The organism is Pseudomonas sp. B111 (assembly GCF_026428275.1).
In the GTDB taxonomy this organism is placed as follows: Bacteria; Pseudomonadota; Gammaproteobacteria; order Pseudomonadales; family Pseudomonadaceae; genus Pseudomonas; species Pseudomonas aeruginosa.
Genome location: NZ_CP097857.1, coordinates 5,646,239 through 5,666,748 on the forward strand (window position 1 = coordinate 5,646,239; position 20,510 = coordinate 5,666,748).

Annotated in this window: 18 protein-coding genes; 15 read left to right on the forward strand and 3 right to left on the reverse strand. The window is 68.1% G+C overall.

The window, feature by feature from the left end:
• Positions 1–278: 278 nt before the first annotated feature.
• The 4 genes from M6E97_RS26140 to M6E97_RS26155 all read left to right on the forward strand — a co-directional run bounded on the left by M6E97_RS26140 (position 279) and on the right by M6E97_RS26155 (position 5,895).
• The gene (locus tag M6E97_RS26140) at positions 279–1,769 is read left to right on the forward strand and encodes an aldehyde dehydrogenase (protein WP_033939427.1); all 1,491 of its coding nucleotides are present in this window, start codon (positions 279–281) and stop codon (positions 1,767–1,769) included.
• A 57-nt stretch (positions 1,770–1,826) separates the two neighbouring features.
• Positions 1,827–3,260 carry an APC family permease gene (locus tag M6E97_RS26145; RefSeq protein ID WP_003084045.1) on the forward strand — a complete coding sequence of 478 codons (1,434 nt, stop codon included), beginning with the start codon at positions 1,827–1,829 and terminating at the stop codon, positions 3,258–3,260.
• Between the two features lie 30 nt (positions 3,261–3,290).
• Positions 3,291–4,673 (forward strand): aspartate aminotransferase family protein, encoded by a 1,383-nt coding sequence (locus M6E97_RS26150; protein WP_033939425.1) that lies wholly within the window; start codon positions 3,291–3,293, stop codon positions 4,671–4,673.
• A gap of 163 nt (positions 4,674–4,836) precedes the next feature.
• The gene (locus M6E97_RS26155; protein WP_003133095.1) at positions 4,837–5,895 is read left to right on the forward strand and encodes an ABC transporter substrate-binding protein; all 1,059 of its coding nucleotides are present in this window, start codon (positions 4,837–4,839) and stop codon (positions 5,893–5,895) included.
• Between the two features lie 77 nt (positions 5,896–5,972).
• Here the strand turns inward: M6E97_RS26155 and M6E97_RS26160 are convergent, their stop codons facing one another.
• Entirely contained in the window at positions 5,973–6,854 is an 882-nt protein-coding gene (locus M6E97_RS26160; protein ID WP_003110235.1) for a dihydrodipicolinate synthase family protein, read from the reverse strand.
• Between the two features lie 59 nt (positions 6,855–6,913).
• Positions 6,914–7,696 carry an aldolase gene (locus tag M6E97_RS26165; protein ID WP_003084054.1) on the reverse strand — a complete coding sequence of 261 codons (783 nt, stop codon included), beginning with the start codon at positions 7,694–7,696 and terminating at the stop codon, positions 6,914–6,916.
• A 154-nt stretch (positions 7,697–7,850) separates the two neighbouring features.
• Between M6E97_RS26165 and M6E97_RS26170 the strand changes: the two genes are divergently transcribed.
• From M6E97_RS26170 to M6E97_RS26215, 10 genes are all read left to right on the forward strand, one after another.
• Positions 7,851–8,390: a helix-turn-helix domain-containing protein gene (locus M6E97_RS26170; protein WP_003112674.1), complete on the forward strand. Its 540-nt coding sequence runs from the start codon at positions 7,851–7,853 to the stop codon at positions 8,388–8,390.
• A gap of 150 nt (positions 8,391–8,540) precedes the next feature.
• A complete protein-coding gene (locus M6E97_RS26175; protein ID WP_003084060.1) occupies positions 8,541–9,392 on the forward strand; it encodes a CoA transferase subunit A in 852 nt (283 codons plus the stop codon).
• A complete protein-coding gene (locus M6E97_RS26180) occupies positions 9,389–10,171 on the forward strand; it encodes a CoA-transferase subunit beta (RefSeq protein WP_003084062.1) in 783 nt (260 codons plus the stop codon). Before M6E97_RS26175 ends, M6E97_RS26180 begins: the two co-directional genes overlap by 4 nt.
• Positions 10,168–11,373: a 3-oxoadipyl-CoA thiolase gene (pcaF, locus tag M6E97_RS26185; RefSeq protein WP_003110233.1), complete on the forward strand. Its 1,206-nt coding sequence runs from the start codon at positions 10,168–10,170 to the stop codon at positions 11,371–11,373. Before M6E97_RS26180 ends, pcaF begins: the two co-directional genes overlap by 4 nt.
• Before the next feature lie 149 nt (positions 11,374–11,522).
• Positions 11,523–12,821, forward strand: a complete 1,299-nt coding sequence (locus M6E97_RS26190; RefSeq protein ID WP_033939423.1) for an MFS family transporter — start codon at positions 11,523–11,525, stop codon at positions 12,819–12,821.
• Positions 12,822–12,843: 22 nt separating this feature from the next.
• Positions 12,844–14,223: a 3-carboxy-cis,cis-muconate cycloisomerase gene (locus M6E97_RS26195; protein WP_033939422.1), complete on the forward strand. Its 1,380-nt coding sequence runs from the start codon at positions 12,844–12,846 to the stop codon at positions 14,221–14,223.
• Between the two features lie 14 nt (positions 14,224–14,237).
• Complete coding sequence (pcaD, locus tag M6E97_RS26200) at positions 14,238–15,029, forward strand: 3-oxoadipate enol-lactonase (protein ID WP_003084070.1); 792 nt, start codon at positions 14,238–14,240, stop codon at positions 15,027–15,029.
• A gap of 10 nt (positions 15,030–15,039) precedes the next feature.
• Positions 15,040–15,441 (forward strand): 4-carboxymuconolactone decarboxylase, encoded by a 402-nt coding sequence (gene pcaC, locus M6E97_RS26205; RefSeq protein ID WP_003084072.1) that lies wholly within the window; start codon positions 15,040–15,042, stop codon positions 15,439–15,441.
• A gap of 127 nt (positions 15,442–15,568) precedes the next feature.
• Positions 15,569–16,510, forward strand: a complete 942-nt coding sequence (locus M6E97_RS26210; RefSeq protein ID WP_003084073.1) for a LysR family transcriptional regulator — start codon at positions 15,569–15,571, stop codon at positions 16,508–16,510.
• A gap of 190 nt (positions 16,511–16,700) precedes the next feature.
• Complete coding sequence (locus tag M6E97_RS26215) at positions 16,701–17,534, forward strand: hypothetical protein (RefSeq protein ID WP_023112623.1); 834 nt, start codon at positions 16,701–16,703, stop codon at positions 17,532–17,534.
• Positions 17,535–17,875: 341 nt separating this feature from the next.
• Here the strand turns inward: M6E97_RS26215 and M6E97_RS26220 are convergent, their stop codons facing one another.
• A complete protein-coding gene (locus tag M6E97_RS26220; protein ID WP_003101875.1) occupies positions 17,876–19,222 on the reverse strand; it encodes a 4-hydroxybenzoate transporter PcaK in 1,347 nt (448 codons plus the stop codon).
• Between the two features lie 305 nt (positions 19,223–19,527).
• On the opposite strand from M6E97_RS26220, the gene M6E97_RS26225 reads away from it, so the two are divergent.
• Positions 19,528–20,307 carry an IclR family transcriptional regulator gene (locus M6E97_RS26225; protein ID WP_003110229.1) on the forward strand — a complete coding sequence of 260 codons (780 nt, stop codon included), beginning with the start codon at positions 19,528–19,530 and terminating at the stop codon, positions 20,305–20,307.
• Positions 20,308–20,510 lie beyond the last annotated feature (203 nt).

A 20,510-nucleotide genomic window follows, 5' to 3' on the forward strand; every position in this document is an offset into this window, starting at 1 on the left:
GCAAGCAAGTTGCAGGCCGCCGCCGAGCGTCGCGGCGCTGGCCGCGACGACGATTGCCCGCCTGCACGATAACCCAGCACGACGCACTTTGCCGGGGCACGCCTGGCCAGCTTTTTCTTATGTCCCGAGGACATTTTTAATAATTTTCCTTCGCCGCGGCTTGCGCGACCATCCTTCCCCATCGACCCCATGGACAGCGGTCCGCCTCCCGGCGGTCCGGGCCATGCGTGCAGAACCACGACCGGCGCAGACCGGCGAGATAACAAGGAGAAGGTGGGGTGTTCGAACTCAGCGATTGGCAACGGCGCGCCGCGACACAGCGCTTCATCGACCAGGCCCTGATCGGCGGCCGCCAGCGTCCGGCCGCCAGAGGCGCTACCTTCGACGCCATCGATCCGGCGAGCAATCGCCTGCTGGCGCGGGTCGCGGCCTGTGATGCGGCCGACGTCGACGCGGCAGTGGCCGCCGCCCGCCGCGCCTTCGACGAAGGCCCCTGGGCGCGTCTCGCCCCGGTCGAGCGCAAGCGCGTGCTGCTGCGCCTGGCCGAGCTGATGCTGGCCCATCGCGAAGAGCTGGCGCTGCTCGACTCGCTGAACATGGGCAAGCCGGTGATGGACGCCTGGAACATCGATGTGCCCGGCGCCGCCCACGTCTTCGCCTGGTATGCGGAAAGCCTCGACAAGCTCTACGACCAGGTCGCGCCGACCGCCCAGCAGGCCCTGGCCACCATTACCCGCGTGCCGCTGGGGGTGATCGGCGCGGTGGTGCCGTGGAACTTCCCGCTCGACATGGCCGCCTGGAAGCTCGCCCCGGCCCTGGCCGCCGGCAACTCGGTGGTGCTCAAGCCGGCCGAGCAGTCGCCGTTCTCCGCCCTGCGCCTGGCCGAGCTGGCCCTGGAGGCGGGGGTGCCGGAAGGCGTGCTGAACGTGGTGCCGGGTCTCGGCGAGCAGGCCGGCAAGGCCCTCGGCCTGCACCCGGAGGTGGACGCACTGGTGTTCACCGGCTCCACCGAGGTCGGCAAGTACTTCATGCAGTATTCCGCGCAATCCAACCTCAAGCAGGTCTGGCTGGAGTGCGGCGGCAAGAGTCCGAACCTGGTGTTCGCCGATTGCCGCGATCTCGACCTGGCGGCGGAGAAGGCCGCCTTCGGCATCTTCTTCAACCAGGGCGAGGTCTGTTCGGCGAACTCGCGCTTGCTGGTGGAGCGTTCGATCCACGACGAGTTCGTCGAGCGCCTGCTGGCCAAGGCCCGCGACTGGCAGCCGGGCGATCCGCTGGACCCGGCCAGTCGCGCCGGCGCCATCGTCGACCGCCGGCAGACCGCCGGGATCCTTGCCGCCATCGAGCGGGCGCAAGGCGAGGGCGCGACCCTGCTCGGCGGTGGTCGCCAGTTGACGATCAACGGTTCGGACAACTTCATCGAACCGACCCTGTTCGGCGACGTACGCCCGGACATGCAGCTGGCCCGCGAGGAAATCTTCGGTCCGGTGCTGGCGATCAGCGCCTTCGACTCCGAGGACGAGGCCATCCGCCTGGCCAACGACAGCCGCTACGGCCTCGCCGCCTCGCTGTGGAGCGACGACCTGCACCGTGCGCACCGGGTGGCGCGGCGCTTGAATGCCGGAACGGTGTCGGTGAATACCGTGGACGCGCTGGACGTCGCGGTGCCTTTCGGCGGCGGCAAGCAGTCCGGCTTCGGTCGCGACCTGTCGCTGCATTCCTTCGACAAGTACACCCAGTTGAAGACGACCTGGTTCCAGTTGCGCTGAAGACGCGACGGACGCGACACGACTCGATGCCGATAACGACAACAAGAGGACGATCGAATGAACGACACGCCGAACGTGCGTGAGCCGGCCCTGCGCCGTGTGCTCGGGCTGGGACCGCTGCTGGCGGTGGCCATCGGCCTGGTGGTTTCCCAGGGCGTGATGGTACTGATGCTGCAAGGCGCCGGGACGGCCGGCCTGGGCTTCATCGTGCCGCTGGGAGTGGCCTACCTGCTGGCGCTGAGCTACGCCTTTTCCTTTTCCGAGCTGGCCCTGATGATTCCCCGCGCCGGTAGCCTGAGCAGCTACACCGAGGTGGCCATCGGGCATTTCCCGGCGATCCTGGCGACCTTTTCCGGCTACGTGGTGGTGGCGATGTTCGCCCTCTCGGCGGAACTGCTGCTGCTCGACCTGATCATCGGCAAGGTCTACCCCGGCGCGCTGCCGCCGATGCTGGTGGCCTACGGCGTGCTCGGCCTGTTCACCCTGCTCAACCTGCTCGGCATCGACATCTTCGCGCGCCTGCAGAGCGCCCTGGCGCTGCTGATGATGATCGTCCTGCTGGTGCTCGGCCTGGGTGCGGTGAGCAGCGACCACGCTTCCGCGCAGACCGCCCTGGCGAGCGGCTGGAACCCGCTCGGGGTAAGCGCCCTGGCGCTCACCGCGATGGCCGTGTGGGGCTTCGTCGGCGCCGAGTTCGTCTGCCCGCTGGTGGAGGAGACGCGGCGTCCGGAGCGCAACATCCCGCGTTCGATGATCCTCGGCCTGAGCATCATCTTCCTGACCATCGCCCTCTACTGCTTCGGTGCGCTGCTGTGCATCCCGCAGGCGGAACTGGCCGGCGACCCGCTGCCACACTTCCTCTTCGCCAACCGCGTGTTCGGCGAGTACGGCCAGCTGTTCCTGGTGATCGCCGCGATCACCGCCACCTGCAGCACCCTCAACTCGTCGCTGGCGGCGATCCCGCGGATGCTCTACGGGATGGCGCAGAACGGTCAGGCCTTCCCGCAATTCAAGCAGCTCAGCCGGCGGGCGCGCACACCCTGGGTGGCGGTGCTGTTCGTCGCCGCGATCACCGGCCTGCCGATCCTGATCCTCGGCCAGGACCCGGACTCGATCAACCTGCTGCTGCTCGCCGCCGCGCTGGCCTGGCTGCTGGCCTACATCATCGCCCACGTCGACGTGCTGGCCCTGCGCCGTCGCTATCCGCACATCGCCCGTCCGTTCCGCACGCCGTTCTACCCGCTGCCGCAACTGTTCGGCATCGCCGGGATGATCTACGCGGTGGTCCACGTCTCGCCGACCCCGGAAATGACCGGACGGATCTTCGCCAGCGCCGGCGTGGTGCTGGGCGTGGTCTCGCTGGTGGCGGTGGTGTGGATCAAGGGCGTGATGCGCAAGCCCCTCTTCGTACCCGAACCGCTCGAGACGGCCGGTGAGACTGCCCAGGGCAAGTCCGTCGCCCTCGATCCCCTGCAATCCCCTTCGGCCTGACGCGCCAAGGGAACAAGGAGAACACAGACGATGACCGCTCAGCTCAACCCGCAGCGCGACACCCGCGACTACCAGCAACTGGACGCCGCGCACCACATCCACGCCTTCCTCGACCAGAAGGCGCTGAACCGCGAAGGCCCGCGGGTGATGGTCCGCGGCGATGGCCTGCAGCTCTGGGACAACGACGGCAAGCGCTACCTGGACGGCATGTCCGGCCTCTGGTGCACCAACCTCGGCTACGGCCGCCAGGACCTCGCCGCCGCCGCCAGCCGCCAGCTGGAACAACTGCCGTACTACAACATGTTCTTCCACACCACCCACCCGGCGGTGGTGGAGCTTTCCGAGATGCTCTTCAGCCTGCTGCCGGACCACTACAGCCACGCGATCTACACCAACTCCGGCTCCGAGGCCAACGAGGTGCTGATCCGTACCGTGCGGCGCTACTGGCAGATCCTCGGCAAGCCGCAGAAGAAGATCATGATCGGCCGCTGGAACGGCTACCACGGCTCGACCCTGGGCAGCACCGCGCTCGGCGGGATGAAGTTCATGCACGAGATGGGCGGCATGCTGCCGGACTTCGCCCACATCGACGAACCCTACTGGTACGCCAACGGCGGCGAGCTGAGCCCGGCCGAGTTCGGTCGCCGCGCGGCGCTGCAACTGGAGGAGAAGATCCTCGAACTGGGCGCGGAGAACGTCGCCGCCTTCGTCGCCGAGCCCTTCCAGGGCGCCGGCGGCATGATCTTCCCGCCGCAAAGCTATTGGCCGGAGATCCAGCGCATCTGCCGGCAGTACGACGTGCTGCTGTGCGCCGACGAAGTGATCGGCGGCTTCGGCCGCACCGGCGAATGGTTCGCCCACGAACACTTCGGCTTCCAGCCGGACACCCTGTCCATCGCCAAGGGCCTGACGTCCGGCTACATCCCCATGGGCGGCCTGGTTCTCGGCAAGCGCATCGCCGAGGTGCTGGTGGAGCAGGGCGGGGTGTTCGCCCACGGCCTGACCTATTCCGGCCACCCGGTGGCGGCGGCGGTGGCCATCGCCAACCTCAAGGCGCTGCGCGACGAGGGCGTGGTCACGCGGGTCAGGGAGGAGACCGGTCCCTACCTGCAACGCTGCCTGCGCGAGGTCTTCGGCGACCATCCGCTGGTCGGCGAGGTCCAGGGCGCCGGCTTCGTCGCCGCGCTGCAGTTCGCCGAGAACAAGGCGACCCGCAAGCGCTTCGCCAACGAGAACGATCTGGCCTGGCGCTGCCGCACCATCGGCTTCGAGGAGGGCGTGATCATCCGCTCCACCCTCGGCCGCATGATCATGGCCCCGGCGCTGGTGGCCGGGCGTGCCGAGATCGACGAACTGATCGACAAGACCCGTATCGCGGTGGATCGCACCGCGCGCGAGATCGGCGTGCTGTGACGCGCCCCGGTGGCCCGGCCTCGGCCGGGTCGCCTGCGACACGGAGCGTCCCCCCATAACGACGACGCGGCGCCTGGCGACCGCGCGCGGAACCGTTTCGGCCTCTGGCCGGCAACTGCCTCAGCAACATCACAACAATGCCAATCGGCTGTGGGAGTGTTCCATGTACAAGTCCTTGCACCAGTACGCACACGTGTTTTCCCGGTTGTCCCTGTTCGGCCTGGCGTTCGCCGCGGCGGCCCAGGCGCAGAGCCAGAGCCTGACGGTGATCTCCTTCGGCGGCGCGACCAAGGCCGCCCAGGAACAGGCCTATTTCAAACCTTTCGAGCGAAGCGGCGGCGGGCAGGTGGTCGCCGGCGAATACAACGGCGAAATGGCCAAGGTGAAGGCCATGGTCGACGTCGGCAAGGTCAGCTGGGACGTGGTCGAGGTGGAGAGCCCCGAACTGCTCCGCGGCTGCGACGAGGGGCTGTTCGAACGCCTCGACCCGGCGCGTTTCGGCGACCCCGCGCAGTTCGTCCCGGGCACTTTCAGCGAGTGCGGGGTGGCCACCTACGTCTGGTCGATGGTGATGGCCTACGACTCGACGAAGCTGGCCAGGGCGCCGCAGTCCTGGGCGGATTTCTGGAACGTCCGCGAGTTCCCCGGCAAGCGCGGCCTGCGCAAGGGCGCCAAGTACACCCTGGAAGTGGCGCTGCTGGCCGACGGGGTGAAGGCGGAGGACCTCTACAAGGTACTCGCCACCCCGGAGGGGGTCAGCCGCGCCTTCGCCAAGCTCGACCAGCTCAAGCCGAACATCCAGTGGTGGGAGGCCGGCGCCCAGCCGCCGCAATGGCTGGCGGCCGGCGACGTGGTGATGAGCGCGGCCTACAACGGGCGCATCGCCGCTGCGCAGAAGGAGGGGGTGAAACTGGCCATCGTCTGGCCCGGCAGTCTCTACGATCCGGAGTACTGGGCGGTAGTGAAGGGCACGCCGAACAAGGCGCTGGCGGAGAAATTCATCGCCTTCGCCAGCCAGCCGCAGACGCAGAAGGTGTTCTCCGAGCAGATCCCCTACGGGCCGGTACACAAGGGCACCCTGGCGTTGCTGCCGAAGACGGTGCAGGAGGCGCTGCCGACCGCGCCGGCCAACCTCGAAGGCGCGCGGGCGGTGGATGCCGAGTTCTGGGTGGACCACGGCGAGGAGCTGGAACAGCGTTTCAATGCCTGGGCGGCGCGCTGAGCGCGCTGCGCGTCGGCAAAAAAAACGACGGGCCCCAAGTCGTCCGGGCCCGTCGGGTCAAAGCGCTGACGGGGTGATCAGCGCAGCTCTTCCAACAACCCCTGCAGATACCGACAGCCCTCGGTATCCAGCGCCTGCACCGGAAGGCGCGGCGCCCCCACCTCCAGGCCGGAGAGGCCCAGGCCGGCCTTGATGGTGGTCGGCAGGCCCCGGCGGAGGATGAAGTCGAGCAGCGGCAACTGCCGGTAGAACAGCGTGCGGGCCTTCTCCAGGTCGCCGTCGAGCACCGCCTGGTAGAGCTGGCCGTTGAGCGTCGGGATCAGGTTCGGCGCGGCGCTGCACCAGCCTTTCGCGCCGGCCACGAAGGCCTCCAGCGCCAGCGGGTTGCAGCCGTTGTAGAAGGGCACCCGGCCTTCGCCGAGCAGGCGCAGCTTGTGCATGCGCTGGATGTCGCCGGTGCTCTCCTTGACCATGGTCACGTTGTCCACTTCGCGGACGATGCGCAGGATCAGTTCCACCGACATGTCGATGCCGCTGGTGCCCGGGTTGTTGTAGAGCATCACCGGCACGCCGATGGCTTCGCCCACCGCGCGGTAGTGCTGGAACACTTCCGCCTCGTTGAGCTTCCAGTAGGAGATCGGCAGGACCATCACCGCCTCGGCGCCGAGGGATTCGGCGAACTGCGCGCGGCGCACGGTCTTGGCGGTGGTCAGGTCGGAGACGCTGACGATGGTCGGCACGCGATGGGCGACGGTCTTCAGGGTGAAGTCGACCACCTCGTCCCATTCCGGATCGCTCAGGTAGGCGCCTTCGCCGGTGCTGCCGAGCGGGGCGATGGCATGCACGCCGCCGTCGATCAGGCGCTCGATGGAGCGGCCGAGGGCCGGCAGGTCGAGACCGCCGTCGGCGGCGAAGGGGGTGATGGTGTAGCCGATGATGCCGTGGATGGATGCGGACATTGGATGTACCCGTGACATTGAGTGGGAAATGCCAGGACGGACCTGGTGGGAAAGGTCGTTCAGCTCAGGCAGTCGCTGTTGCGCGGCAGGCAGCGCCGGGCGTAGTAGTTGAATGCGGCGCCGTGGCGCTTCGGGGTGGAGATCCAGTCGTGGGCCTCGCGCGCCAGGGCCGGCGGGATCGGCTTGATCTCCCCAGCGGCCATCGCCAGCAACTGCATCTTCGCCGCGCGCTCGAGCAGCACCGCGATCACGCAGGCCTCCTCGATGCTCGCACCGGTGGCCAGCAGGCCGTGGTGGGAGAGCAGGATGGCGCGCTTGTCGCCGAGGGCGGCGGAGATGATCTCGCCTTCCTCGTTGCCTACCGGCACGCCCGGCCAGTCCTTGAGGAAGGCGCAGTCGTCGTATAGCGGGCAAAGGTCCATGTGCGAGACCTGCAGCGGTACTTCCAGGGTCGACAGCGCGGCGATGTGCAGCGGGTGGGTGTGGATGATGCAGTTGACGTCCGGGCGGGCGCGATAGACCCAGCTGTGGAAGCGATTGGCCGGATTCGCCATGCCGTGCCCGTGGAGGACGTTGAGGTCTTCGTCGACCAGCAGCAGGTTGCCGGCGCTGATCTCGTCGAAGCCCAGGCCCAGTTGCTGGGTGTAGTAGGTCCCCGCCTCCGGGCCGCGCGAGGTGATCTGCCCGGCGAGCCCGGAGTCGTGGCCGGCCTCGAAGAGAATCCGGCAGGTCAGGGCCAGCTTTTGCCGGTCAGTCCACGTATTATCGCCGAGGCTGCTTTTCATCTGCTTCAGCGCGTGCTGGATCAGTTGATCCTTGGGTAATTCCAGTGTCGTAGCCATGCGAGGTTCCTTTGACGGAGCGAGTCGGGGGAAACGCCAGGCAGTTGCGCGCCACGCAACGACCCGGCTGTAAATGACACGGATCAAGTTATATGACACAAAGTGTCATTAGCAAGAGAAAAGTTTCATCGCCATCGGGAGAAGGCTGTCCTCAATGTCCATGCGCTTGAAATTGCTGAGAAAAAAACTCGGGGTCACGCTGGAGACCCTGGCCGAGAAGACCGGCCTGACCAAGAGCTACCTGTCCAAGGTCGAGCGCGGGCTGAACACGCCGTCCATTGCCGCCGCGCTGAAGCTGGCGAAGGCGTTGAACGTGCAGGTGGAGGAGCTGTTCTCCGAGGAAAGCGACGGTGTCGACGGCTACAGCATCGTTCGTCGCGACCAGCGCAAGTCGCTGTCCAGCGGCGACGACGGCCCGGCTTACGCCTCCCTCGCGCAGCAGATCGGCGCCCGTGCGTTGTTGCCGTTCATCGTCCACCCGCCGCGCGATTTCAGTCACTCGACGTTCAAGGAGCACCTCGGTGAAGAGTTCATCTTCGTCCATGAGGGCCAGGTCGAGGTCGACTTCATGAACCAGCGGATCATCCTCGAGCGCGGCGACGCCCTGCATTTCAACGCACAGAAGCCGCACCGCATCCGCTCCCTGGGGGAGACCCAGGCGGAGTTGCTGGTGGTGATCCACAGCGACGAATGAGGCGACGGCTTCGGTCGATCGGATGCTTGCTAACGTTCTGTTCGATTATCGAACTATTAATCGATTATCGGATTGTGAGCCCTCGGACCCCGGCGTAAGGTTCTCGTCACGTGCCGTCCAGGCAGCGCACAACAAGACGAGACCCGACCGATGGCTGAAATCCTCTCCCTGCGCGAAGCGGTGCGACGCTTCGTCCACGATGGCGACAGCGTCGCCCTCGAAGGCTTCACTCACCTGATCCCGACGGCCGCCGGCCACGAGCTGATCCGCCAGGGCAGGAAAGACCTGACGCTGATCCGCATGACTCCCGACCTGGTCTACGACCTGCTGATCGGTGCAGGCTGCGCGAAGAAGCTGGTGTTCTCCTGGGGCGGCAACCCCGGTGTCGGTTCGCTGCACCGCCTGCGCGACGCGGTGGAGAAGGGCTGGCCGCAACCGCTGGAGATCGAGGAACACAGCCACGCCGACCTCGCCAACGCCTATGTCGCCGGCGCCTCCGGGCTGCCCTTCGCGGTGCTGCGCGCCTACGCCGGCTCCGACCTGCCGAAGGTCAACCCGCTGATCCGCAGCGTCACCTGCCCGTTCACCGGCGAAGTGCTGGCGGCGGTGCCCTCGGTGCGCCCGGACGTCAGCGTGATCCACGCGCAGAAGGCCGACCGCAAGGGCAACGTGCTGCTCTGGGGCATCCTCGGCGTGCAGAAGGAAGCGGCCCTGGCGGCGAAGCGCTGCATCGTCACCGTCGAGGAGATCGTCGACGAACTGGACGCCCCGATGAACGCCTGCGTCCTGCCGAGCTGGGCGCTCAGCGCCGTGTGCCTGGTGCCCGGCGGCGCGCATCCGTCCTATGCCCACGGCTACTACGAACGCGACAACCGCTTCTACCAGGACTGGGACCCGATCGCCCGCGACCGCGAAAGCTTCACCGCGTGGATCGACGAATACATCCGGGGGACCGAGGATTTCGGCGCCTTCCAGGCCAAGCTCGCGGAGGGCAAGCGATGAGCAGCTACAGCACCAACGAGATGATGACCGTGGCCGCCGCCCGCCGCCTGCACAACGGCGCGGTGTGCTTCGTCGGCATCGGCCTGCCGTCGAAGGCCGCCAACCTGGCGCGCCTGACTTCCTCGCCGGACGTCGTGCTGATCTACGAGTCCGGCCCGATCGGCGCCAAGCCCAGCGTCCTGCCGCTGTCCATCGGCGACGGCGAGTTGGCCGAGACCGCCGATACCGTGGTCCCCACCGGCGAGATCTTCCGCTACTGGCTGCAGGGCGGACGGATCGACGTCGGCTTCCTCGGCGCGGCCCAGGTCGACCGCTTCGGCAACATCAACACCACCGTGATCGGCGACTACCGCCAGCCCAAGGTGCGCCTGCCGGGAGCCGGCGGCGCGCCGGAAATCGCCGGCAGCGCCAAGGAAGTGCTGATCATCCTCAAGCAGTCGCACCGCACCTTCGTCGACAAGCTGGCCTTCGTCACCTCGGTCGGCCATGGCGAGGGCGGCGACTCGCGCCAGCGCCTCGGCCTGCCGGGCAAGGGGCCGGTGGCGATCATCACCGACCTGTGCATCATGGAGCCGGAAGCCGGCAGCAACGAGTTCGTGGTCACTTCGCTGCATCCGGGCGTGACCCGCGAGCAGGTGGTCGAGGCCACCGGTTGGGCGATCCGCTTCGCCGAGCGGGTCGCCGAGACGCCCGCGCCGAGCGAGGTCGAACTCGCCGCGCTGCGCGACCTCGAGGCGCGCACCGCGGCCGCCCATGGACAGAAGGGGAGCGACGAATGAGCCGCGAGGTATTCATCTGCGATGCCGTGCGCACGCCGATCGGCCGTTTCGGCGGCAGTCTTTCCGCGGTGCGCGCCGACGACCTCGCGGCGGTGCCGCTGAAGGCCCTGGTCGAGCGCAACCCGGGGGTCGACTGGTCGGCGTTGGACGAGGTGTTCCTCGGCTGCGCCAACCAGGCCGGCGAGGACAACCGTAACGTGGCGCGCATGGCGCTGCTGCTCGCCGGTTTGCCGGAGAGCGTGCCCGGCGTCACCCTCAACCGCCTCTGCGCCTCGGGGATGGACGCCATCGGCACGGCGTTCCGCGCCATCGCCTGCGGCGAGATGGAGCTGGCCATCGCCGGCGGCGTCGAGTCGATGTCGCGCGCGCCGTACGTGATGGGCAAGGCCGATAGCGCCTTCGGGCGCGGCCAGAAGATCGAGGACACCACCATCGGCTGGCGCTTCGTCAATCCGCTGATGAAGGAGCAGTACGGCATCGACCCGATGCCGCAGACCGCCGACAACGTCGCCGACGACTATCGCGTGTCGCGTGCCGACCAGGATGCCTTCGCCCTGCGCAGCCAGCAGCGCGCCGGCAGGGCGCAGGCGGCCGGTTTCTTCGCCGAGGAAATCGTCCCGGTGACGATTCGCGGGCGCAAGGGCGACACCCTGGTCGAGTACGACGAGCATCCGCGTCCCGACACCACCCTGGAGGCGCTGGCCCGGCTCAAGCCGGTCAACGGGCCGGAGAAGACCGTCACCGCCGGCAACGCGTCCGGGGTCAACGACGGCGCCGCCGCGCTGGTCCTGGCCTCCGCCGAGGCAGTGGAGAAGCACGGCCTGACTCCGCGCGCGCGGGTGCTGGGCATGGCCAGCGCCGGCGTCGCCCCGCGGATCATGGGCATCGGCCCGGTGCCGGCGGTGCGCAAGCTGCTGCGGCGCCTGGACCTGGCGATCGACGCCTTCGACGTGATCGAACTCAACGAAGCCTTCGCCAGCCAGGGCCTGGCCTGCCTGCGCGAACTGGGCGTGGCCGACGACAGCGAGAAGGTCAACCCGAACGGCGGTGCCATCGCCCTCGGCCACCCGCTGGGGATGAGCGGTGCGCGGCTGGTCCTCACCGCGCTCCATCAACTTGAGAAGAGCGGCGGCCGGCGCGGCCTGGCGACCATGTGCGTAGGCGTCGGCCAAGGCCTGGCGCTGGCCATCGAGCGGGTCTGACTGGCACAACCGGGTCGCCCGCCCGGTATCAAGAGCGCGCGTCGCGCGGCGCTGCCCATGGTTCGGCGGCGGCGCGGCGCGTGTGCAGCGGAACAGGACGCTCCGTCGCACGGTCAGGATGAAACGGACCCTGTCGAGAGAACAACAGCATGACTGTCCCTGTTCACCAGTACAGCAACGAAGAACGCCGCAAGCGCATCTTCGCCATCGTCGGCGCCTCCTCCGGCAACCTCGTGGAATGGTTCGACTTCTACGTCTACGCCTTCTGCGCGATCTACTTCGCACCGGCCTTCTTCCCCTCCGACAACCCCACGGTGCAGTTGCTGAACACCGCCGGGGTCTTCGCCGCCGGCTTCCTCATGCGCCCCATCGGCGGCTGGATGTTCGGCCGCATCGCCGACAAGCACGGGCGCAAGACCGCCATGCTGATCTCGGTGGTGATGATGTGCGCCGGCTCCCTGGCGATCGCCTGCATGCCCACCTACGCCAGCATCGGCACCCTGGCGCCGGCGCTGCTGTTGCTGGCGCGGATGTTCCAGGGCCTGTCGGTGGGCGGCGAGTACGGCACCAGCGCGACCTACATGAGCGAGGTGGCGCTCAAGGGCCAGCGCGGCTTCTTCGCCTCGTTCCAGTACGTCACCCTGATCGGCGGACAGTTGCTGGCGGTGCTGGTGGTGGTGATCCTGCAGCAGTTGCTGAGCGAAGACGAACTGCGTGCCTGGGGCTGGCGGATTCCCTTCGTGATCGGCGCGATCACCGCGGTGATCGCCCTCTGGTTGCGGCGCTCGCTGAACGAGACCGCTTCGAAGTCGACCCTGGCGCGCAAGGAATCCGGCACCTTCGCCGAGCTGTTCAAGCACAAGCGGGCCTTCTTCACCGTGCTCGGTTTCACCGCCGGCGGCTCGCTGATCTTCTACACCTTCACCACCTACATGCAGAAGTACCTGGTCAACACCGCCGGGATGAGCGCCAAGACCGCCAGCGCGGTGATGACCTTCGCCCTGTTCGCGTACATGCTGATGCAACCGCTGTTCGGCATGCTTTCCGATCGCATCGGGCGCAAGACCTCGATGCTCTGGTTCGGCACCCTGGGCACGCTCTGCACCTTGCCGATCCTGCTCGCGCTGAAGACCGTGAGCAGTCCCTACATGGCCTTCTTCCTGATCATCCTGGCGCTGGCCATCGTCAGCCTGTACACCTCCATCAGCGGCCTGATCAAGGCCGAGATGTTCCCGCCGGAGGTGCGCGCCCTCGGCGTCGGAGTGTCCTACGCGGTGGGCAACGCGATCTTCGGCGGCTCGGCCGAGTACGTCGCCCTGGGGCTGAAGTCGGTAGGGATGGAGAACGTCTTCTACTGGTATGTTTCAGCCATGTGCCTGCTGGCGCTGCTGGTCTGCGTGAGCCTGCCGGACCTGCGCAAGGTCAGCTACCTGAACGACGAGCCCTGACGGGCCGGGAAAAGGAAAACCGATGAGCGACGTACCCGCCAACCAGTTGTTCGATGCCTATTTCACGGCGGCGCCGATGCGCGCGGTGTTCTCCGACCGCGGCCGCCTGCAAGGCATGCTCGACTTCGAGGCCGCCCTGGCTCGCGCCGAGGCGCGCACCGGGGTGGTTCCCGCGACGGCGGTGGCGCCGATCGAGGCGGCCTGCCGCGCCGAACTGTACGACCCGCTGGCGCTGGCCGAGGCGGTCGCCACTGCCGGCAACTCGGCGATCCCGCTGGTCAAGGCGCTGGGCCGCCAGGTGGCGGCTGGCGACGCCGAGGCCGAGCGCTACGTGCATCTCGGCGCCACCAGCCAGGACGCCATGGACAGCGGCCTGGTGCTGCAACTGCGCCGTGCGCTGGCCTTGCTCGAGCAGGATCTGCAACGTCTTGCCGAGGTCCTGGCGGACCAGGCCGAACGGCATGCCGACACGCCGCTGGCCGGGCGCACCTGGTTGCAGCACGCCACCCCGGTGACCCTGGGCATGAAGTTCGCCGGCCTGCTCGGTGCCTTGACCCGGCACCGCCAGCGCCTGCGCGAGTTGCGCCCGCGCCTGCTGGTGCTGCAATTCGGCGGCGCCTCGGGGACGCTCGCCGCGCTCGGCGAACAGGCCCTGCCGGTGGCCGCGGCGCTGGCCGAGGAGCTGGGCCTGGCTTTGCCCGAACAACCCTGGCACACCCAGCGTGACCGCCTGGTGGAGTTCGCCAGCGTGCTCGGCCTGGTGGCCGGTAGCCTCGGCAAGTTCGGGCGCGATGTCAGCCTGCTGATGCAGACCGAGGCCGGCGAGGTCTTCGAGCCGGCCGGCGCCGGGCGCGGCGGTTCCTCGACCATGCCGCACAAGCGCAACCCGGTGAGCAGCGCGGTGCTGATCGCCGCCGCCACCCGTGCGCCGGGGCTGGTCTCGACCCTGTTCGCGGCGATGCCGCAGGAACACGAGCGCAGCCTCGGTCTCTGGCACGCCGAGTGGGAAACCCTGCCGGAACTCTGTTGCCTGGTTTCCGGCGCGCTGCAACAGGCGATCGGCCTGCTCGAAGGCCTGGAGGTGGACGCCGAGCGGATGCGCCGCAACCTTGGCCTGACCCACGGCCTGGTGCTCGCCGAGGCGGTGAGCATCGCCCTGGCCCGTCGTATCGGCCGCGAAGCCGCGCACCATCTGGTGGAACAGTGCTGCCGCCGCGCCGTCGAGCAGCGCCGCGAGTTGCGCGCGGTGCTCGGCGAAGAGGCGCGGGTGAGCGCCGAGCTGTCCGGCGACGAACTGGACCGCCTGCTCGATCCCGCCCATTACCTCGGCCAGGCCCGCGCCTGGGTCGAGCGCGCGCTCGCCGAACACCATGCCCTGGGCTTCGAACCCCATCCCGCCTGACTGGAGATCCCTTCGTGCCAACCGTACGCCTCGCCGACGGCGACCTGAACTACTCCCTGGAAGGACCGGCCGGCGCGCCGGTCCTGCTGTTGTCAAACTCGCTGGGCACCGACCTGGGCATGTGGGACACGCAGATCCCCGCACTCACCGCCCATTTCCGCGTGCTGCGCTACGACACCCGCGGCCACGGCGCCTCGCTGGTCACCCCCGGACCGTACGCCATCGGCCAGCTCGGCGCCGACGTGCTTGCCCTGCTCGATGCCCTCGAGCTGCCGCGCGTGCATTTCTGCGGGCTGTCCATGGGCGGCCTGATCGGCCAGTGGCTGGGCATCCACGCCGGCGAGCGGCTCGGCCGGCTGGTGCTGTGCAACACCGCGGCGAAGATTGCCAGCGACGAGGTCTGGAACACCCGCATCGATACCGTCCTGAAAGGCGGTGAGCAGGCCATGCGCGACCTGCGCGACGCCTCGGTGGCGCGCTGGTTCACCGCGGGCTTCGCCGAGCGCGAACCGGCGCAGGTCGAGCGCATCGTCGCGATGCTCGCGGCCACCTCGCCGCAGGGCTACGCGGCCAACTGCGCTGCGGTACGCGACGCCGACTTCCGCGAGCAGCTCGGGCTGGTCCAGGCGCCGACGCTGATCGTCGCCGGCAGCCACGATGCCGTGACCACTCCGGACAACGCCCGCTTCATGCAGGCGCGCATCGCCGACGCGCAGTTGGTCGAGTTCGCCGCCGCGCACCTGTCCAACGTCGAAGCGGGCGACGCCTTCAGCCGCCGCCTGGTCGATTTCCTGCTGTCCGCCTGAGGAGCCGCCGATGGACGAGAAACAACGCTACGAAGCCGGCATGCAAGTGCGCCGCGCGGTGCTCGGCGACGCCCATGTCGAGCGCAGCCTGGCCAACCTGACGCCGTTCAACGAAGAGTTCCAGGAGATGATCACCCGCCACGCCTGGGGCGACATCTGGACCCGTCCGGGGCTGCCGCGACACACCCGCAGCCTGGTCACCATCGCCATGCTGATCGGCATGAACCGCAACGAGGAACTCAAGCTGCATCTGCGCGCGGCGAAGAACAACGGGGTGAGCCGCGACGAGATCAAGGAAGTGATCATGCAGAGCGCCATCTACTGCGGCATTCCCGCGGCCAACGCGACCTTCCACCTGGCCGAATCGGTGTGGGACGAGCTTGGCGTGGAGTCGCAGCAGGCGTCCCGGTAGGCCGCCGGGCGGGGCTATCGGTAGGGCGAATGGCGTCGCAGGCGTTATCCGCCGAGGCGGCGCTTCCCCTTGCCATTCGCCGGCGTTTCCCGGAAGGTCGACAGCTCCGTCATCCCTTCGGTCCGCCATGAGCCGCAAGCTGCATATCCACGCGCCCGCGATCCACTACTTCGACATGGTGCGCCGCTGCCATTCGATCCGCGAAGCCGCGCGACGCCTGAACGTCGCCTCGTCGGCGGTGAACCGGCAGATCCTCAAGCTGGAGGACGAGATCGGCGCGCCGCTGTTCGACCGCCTGCCCGGCGGCCTGCGCCTGACCGGTGCCGGGGAGATCTTCGCGCGCCACGTCACCGTGGTCCTGCAGGACATGGAGCGCGTGCGTTCCGAGCTGGACGCGCTGCAAGGCCTGCGCACCGGCCATGTGGAGATCGCCACCATCGAGGCGGTGACCAGCGACCTGCTGCCCTGCGTGCTCAAGGCGATGCGCGAACGCTACCCGGACATCACCGTTGGCGTCACCCTGCTCGGTTCCCAGGCGATACCCGAGGCGGTGAGCAGCGGCGCGGTCGACCTCGGCCTGGCCTTCGCCCTGCCGCGCAGCGCCGACCTGCAACAGGTCAGCGTCGGCCATTTCCGCCTCGGTGCCATCGTCTCCCCGCAGCACCCGTTGGCGCGACACCAGGCCATCGCCTTCGCCGATTGCGTCGAACATGGCCTGATCATGGCCAAGAGCGAGCTGTCCATCCATCACCTGCTGGCGCCGCTCCAGCGCCGTTTGCGCGAACCGCGCCGGGCGGTGCTGGAGAGCAGCTCCCTGGAGCTGTCGCGACAACTGGCGCGGCGCGGGCTCGGCGTCGCCTTCCAGACCCGCCTGGGGATCGAGGCCGACATCGCCCAGGGCGAGCTGCGCTTCCTGCCGCTGAAAGACAATGGCGGCATCCACAGCGACCTCGGCCTCTACGTGCGCACCGGCCGCTACCTGCCGGTGGCGGTGGACGCCCTGGCCCGGCAGATCGCCGAGGAAGTGCGCCTGCGCGAGCGCGAGGAAGCGCGCCTGAACGAGGCCTGAGCGGCGCTCGCGCCGATGCCAGACGGCTTGCCCGAGCTTGCTCGTTCGCTGATGCCGTTTCGGCATCGGTATGTTCGATATTCTGTTCTTTGGTCAGCGCGGCGAAGTGCCGATACTGCCCCGCGACCCCGGCGCGAAACCGGGGGCTGAGTCGCCACAAGAACAACAAGCAACCAGCAGGACACACAGCATGAAGAAGATGATGCAGGGCGCCGCCGCCCTGATCGCGCTCGTCGGCGCCGGGGAGAGCATGGCGCTGGAATGGATGAGCAACAGCGTCGGTTTCCGCTACGGCCAGCAATTCACCAACCCGAACAACCCGGACAAGTTCTCCAAGCGCATCTACAGCTTCACCCACGCCGACGGCTATCGCTACGGCAGCAATTTCTTCAATCTCGATGTGTTCCTTTCCGACAGCCGCGACCCGCGCAAGGGCACCGACCACGGTGGCAGCGAGGTCTATGCGGTCTACCGCCACCAGCTCTACGCCTCGCGGGTGTTCGACCGGCCGTTGGGCACCGGCCTGGTCAAGGACTACGCCTTCACCCTGGGCTTCGACGCCAGCCGCAACAACAACCTGGCTTCGGCCAAGAAGCGCGCCCTGGTGTTCGGCCCGACCCTCAAGTTCAACGGTCCCGGCGTGCTCGACCTGAGCCTGCTCTACTACCGCGAGAAGAACCACTTCGGCGTGCCCGGCGCGCGCCATCCCGACCACACCTTCGACACCACCTACATGCTCAACCTGACCTGGATGCGGCCGTTCAAGGTCGGCAACCGTGCGGCGAAGTTCCAGGGCTTCGTCAACTACGTGGGAGAGAAGGGCGAGGACTACAACGACAAGGACACCGCGGCGGAAACCCTGGTCCGCACCGCCCTGATGGTCGCCGCCCTGCCAGGCGACAAGCGCCAGCCGAACCTGTGGCTCGGCGTCGGCTACGAGTATTGGCACAACAAGTTCGGCGTCGACGGCGGCACCGGCAGCCGAACCTCGACGCCGACGTTGAACATGGAATTCACCTTCTGAGGCGATGCGCCGTCGCCCTACGCGATGCCGCCAACCCTGGGGTGGGGCGGATAACGCCACCGGCGTTATCCGCCGATACACCGAAACCCGGCGGCGGATAACCGCGAGCGGTTATGCGCCCTACGCGATGCCCACCCCTGGGGTAGGGCGAATAACGCCACCGGCGTTATCCGCCGATACACCGAAGCCCGGCGGCGGATAACCGCAAGCGGTTATGCGCCCTACGCGATGTCGCAGCCCTGGGGTGGGGCGAATAACGCCACCGGCGTTATCCGCCGATACACCGACGCCCGGCGGCGGATAACCGCAAGCGGTTATGCGTCCTACGCGATGGGGCAGTTTCACCCCGCATCCGCGTGACTGACCAACCCCTTCAGCAGCACCGCGGCGGTGGCCAGTGCAGCCGGCAGCACCAGGGCGGTCAGCACCTGTTCGAAGTTCCAGCCCAGGCCCAGCAGGGTGGCGCCGATCCAGGCGCCGAGGATGGCGCCGAAGCGGCCGATACCGAGCATCCAGGAGACCCCCGTGGCCCGCCCCTGGGTTGGATAGAAGCGCGCCGCCAGCGACGGCATCGCCGACTGCGCGCCGTTGATGCACATGCCGGCCAGCAGCACCAGGGTCGCCAGTAGGGTGACCTGGCCGAGGCTCTGGCCGACGCACCAGGCGAACACCCCCGCCAGCAGGTAGAACAGGCCGATCACCTTGTGCGGGTTGAAGCGATCCATCGCCCAGCCCACCGCTACGGCGCTGAGCACCCCGCCGAACTGGAACAGCGCGCCGATGAACGCCGCCTGCTCCAGGCTCGCCCCGCTATCGCGCATCAGGGTCGGCAGCCAGCTGGTGAGCAGGTAGACGATCACCAGGCCCATGAAGTAGGTCAGCCAGAGCAGCAGGGTGCCGGCGCTGTAGGTACCGGAAAAGATCACCGCGAACACGTTGCGGGCCTGCACCGTCTGCTGCTCGGGGACGTGGAAACTCCGTGCCAGCGCCACCTGCGCCGGGGCGATGGGGGCCAGCACCTGGCGTACCCGCTCGCTGCCGCGGTTGCGGACCACCAGGTAGCGCGCCGATTCCGGCAGGCGGAACAGCAGGACTACCGCCAGGACCAGCGGTAGCAGGCCGCCGAGCAGCAGCAGGCTGTGCCAGCCGAACAGCGGGATCAGCTTCGCCGAGACGAATCCGCCGCAGGCCATGCCCAGGTTGAAGCCACAGAACATGCTGGTCACCAGCAGCGACTTGAGGCGCTCGGGGGTGTATTCGGAAAGCAGGGTGGTGGCGTTGGGCATCGCCGCGCCGAGGCCGAGGCCGGTGAGGAAGCGCAGCGCCAGCAGTTGCTCGACGTTGGTGCTGTAGGCCGAGGCCAGGCTGAACAGGCCGAAGAGGAAGACCGCCGCGACCAATACCAGCTTGCGTCCGTAGCGGTCGGCCAGCGGTCCGGAACCGAGGGCGCCGAAGACCATGCCGATCAGCGCGGCGCTCATTACCGGACCGAGGCTGGCGCGGTCGATGCCCCAGTCCTGGGTCAGCGCCGGCGCGATGAAGCCCATCGCGGCGGTGTCGAGGCCATCGAGGAAGACGATCAGGAAGCACAGCAGGACGATCCGCCATTGGTACGGCGAAAGCGGCTGGGCATTGATGAAGGCTTGCACGTCGAGTCGTTCGACGGCGGGCAGGCTGGGGCTGTTCATGGGACGGGTTCCGCGGCGAGAGTGAGGGCGTGGGACGAGGGTCGGACGCGTGGCTCAGGTGCAGGCGGCGGAAGGCAAGGCGTGCTGCGGCATGTCGGGATTCCCCTGTTGTTTTTGTAGCGGAGGCGCTCGGCCTGCCGGGGTGCAGACACATTACGGAGGGCCATGGGGAGTGGCAATCCGATAATCGTTTATCGGTTCGCTGATCGAACGGAACCCTGTGAAATCTCGACCTTCGCCAGGCTGTGAAAATCCGGAACCAGATTCTAGAATCCTGCCTTCCCTCGACTCAGGAACGTCCTTCCATGGCCGGTAGCCTCATCGAACGCGCCCTCGGCTTGCTCGAACTCCTCGCCAGCGATGCCCGCGGCCTGCCCCTGCAACAACTGGCGGACCGCCTGGATATCCCCAAGAGCGCCGCGCACCGCATGCTCGCCGAGCTGATCCGGCTCGGCTACGTGCGCCAGGACCACGACACCAGCCGCTACCGCCTCAGCACCCGCCTGGCCGCGCTGGGCTTCCGCTTCCTCGCGTCCAGCGGGGTGGTCGATCTGGTCCAGCCGGTGCTCGACGGGCTCGCCCGGGAGACCGGCGAACTGGTGCGCCTGGGGGTGATCGAAGGCGATCGCCAGACCTGGATCGCCAAGTCCCAGGGCGCCACCTCCGGGCTACGCTACGACCCCGACATGGGGCGCGAGGCGCCGCTGTTCTACACCGCGTCCGGGCACGCCTGGCTGGCCAGCCTGAGCGACAAGGCGGCGCTGGCGCTGGTGGAGCGCCAGGGCGTAGGGGCGGCGCGGGACTTCGGTCCCAACGCGCCGCGCTCCAGGAGCGAGCTGCTGCGTTACCTGAAGCGCGCCCGCGAGCACGGCTATGCCTGGCAGATCGAATGCTCGGCGCCGGGCATGGCGGCAATGGCCGCACTGGTGCGCCACCCCGAGGACGGACGGGCTCTCGGCGTGCTCAGCGTGGCCGGGCCGAGCGCACGCTTCGGCGAGGCGCGCATGCACGAACTGGCGCCCCTGCTCCTGGCCGCGGCGCAGGACCTGTCCCACGCCAGCCAGGCGTCCGAGCTGTTCCGCTGAGCCATCCGGCCCGGCCCCAGTCCTTTCCCGACATCGGCGTTCGAATAGCGAACGCTTTCTTGCCTGCCACGGAGCCCGCATGCAGCGGGCCTTTCCGCACTTCCATGGAGGTCCTGGCGGCGCTGCCGTCTCGAAGCGCTCTTGCGCGGGGCCAACTCCTCGTTCAAATAATCTCCTTCGTTAAATCTGGAACGACGTTCTGG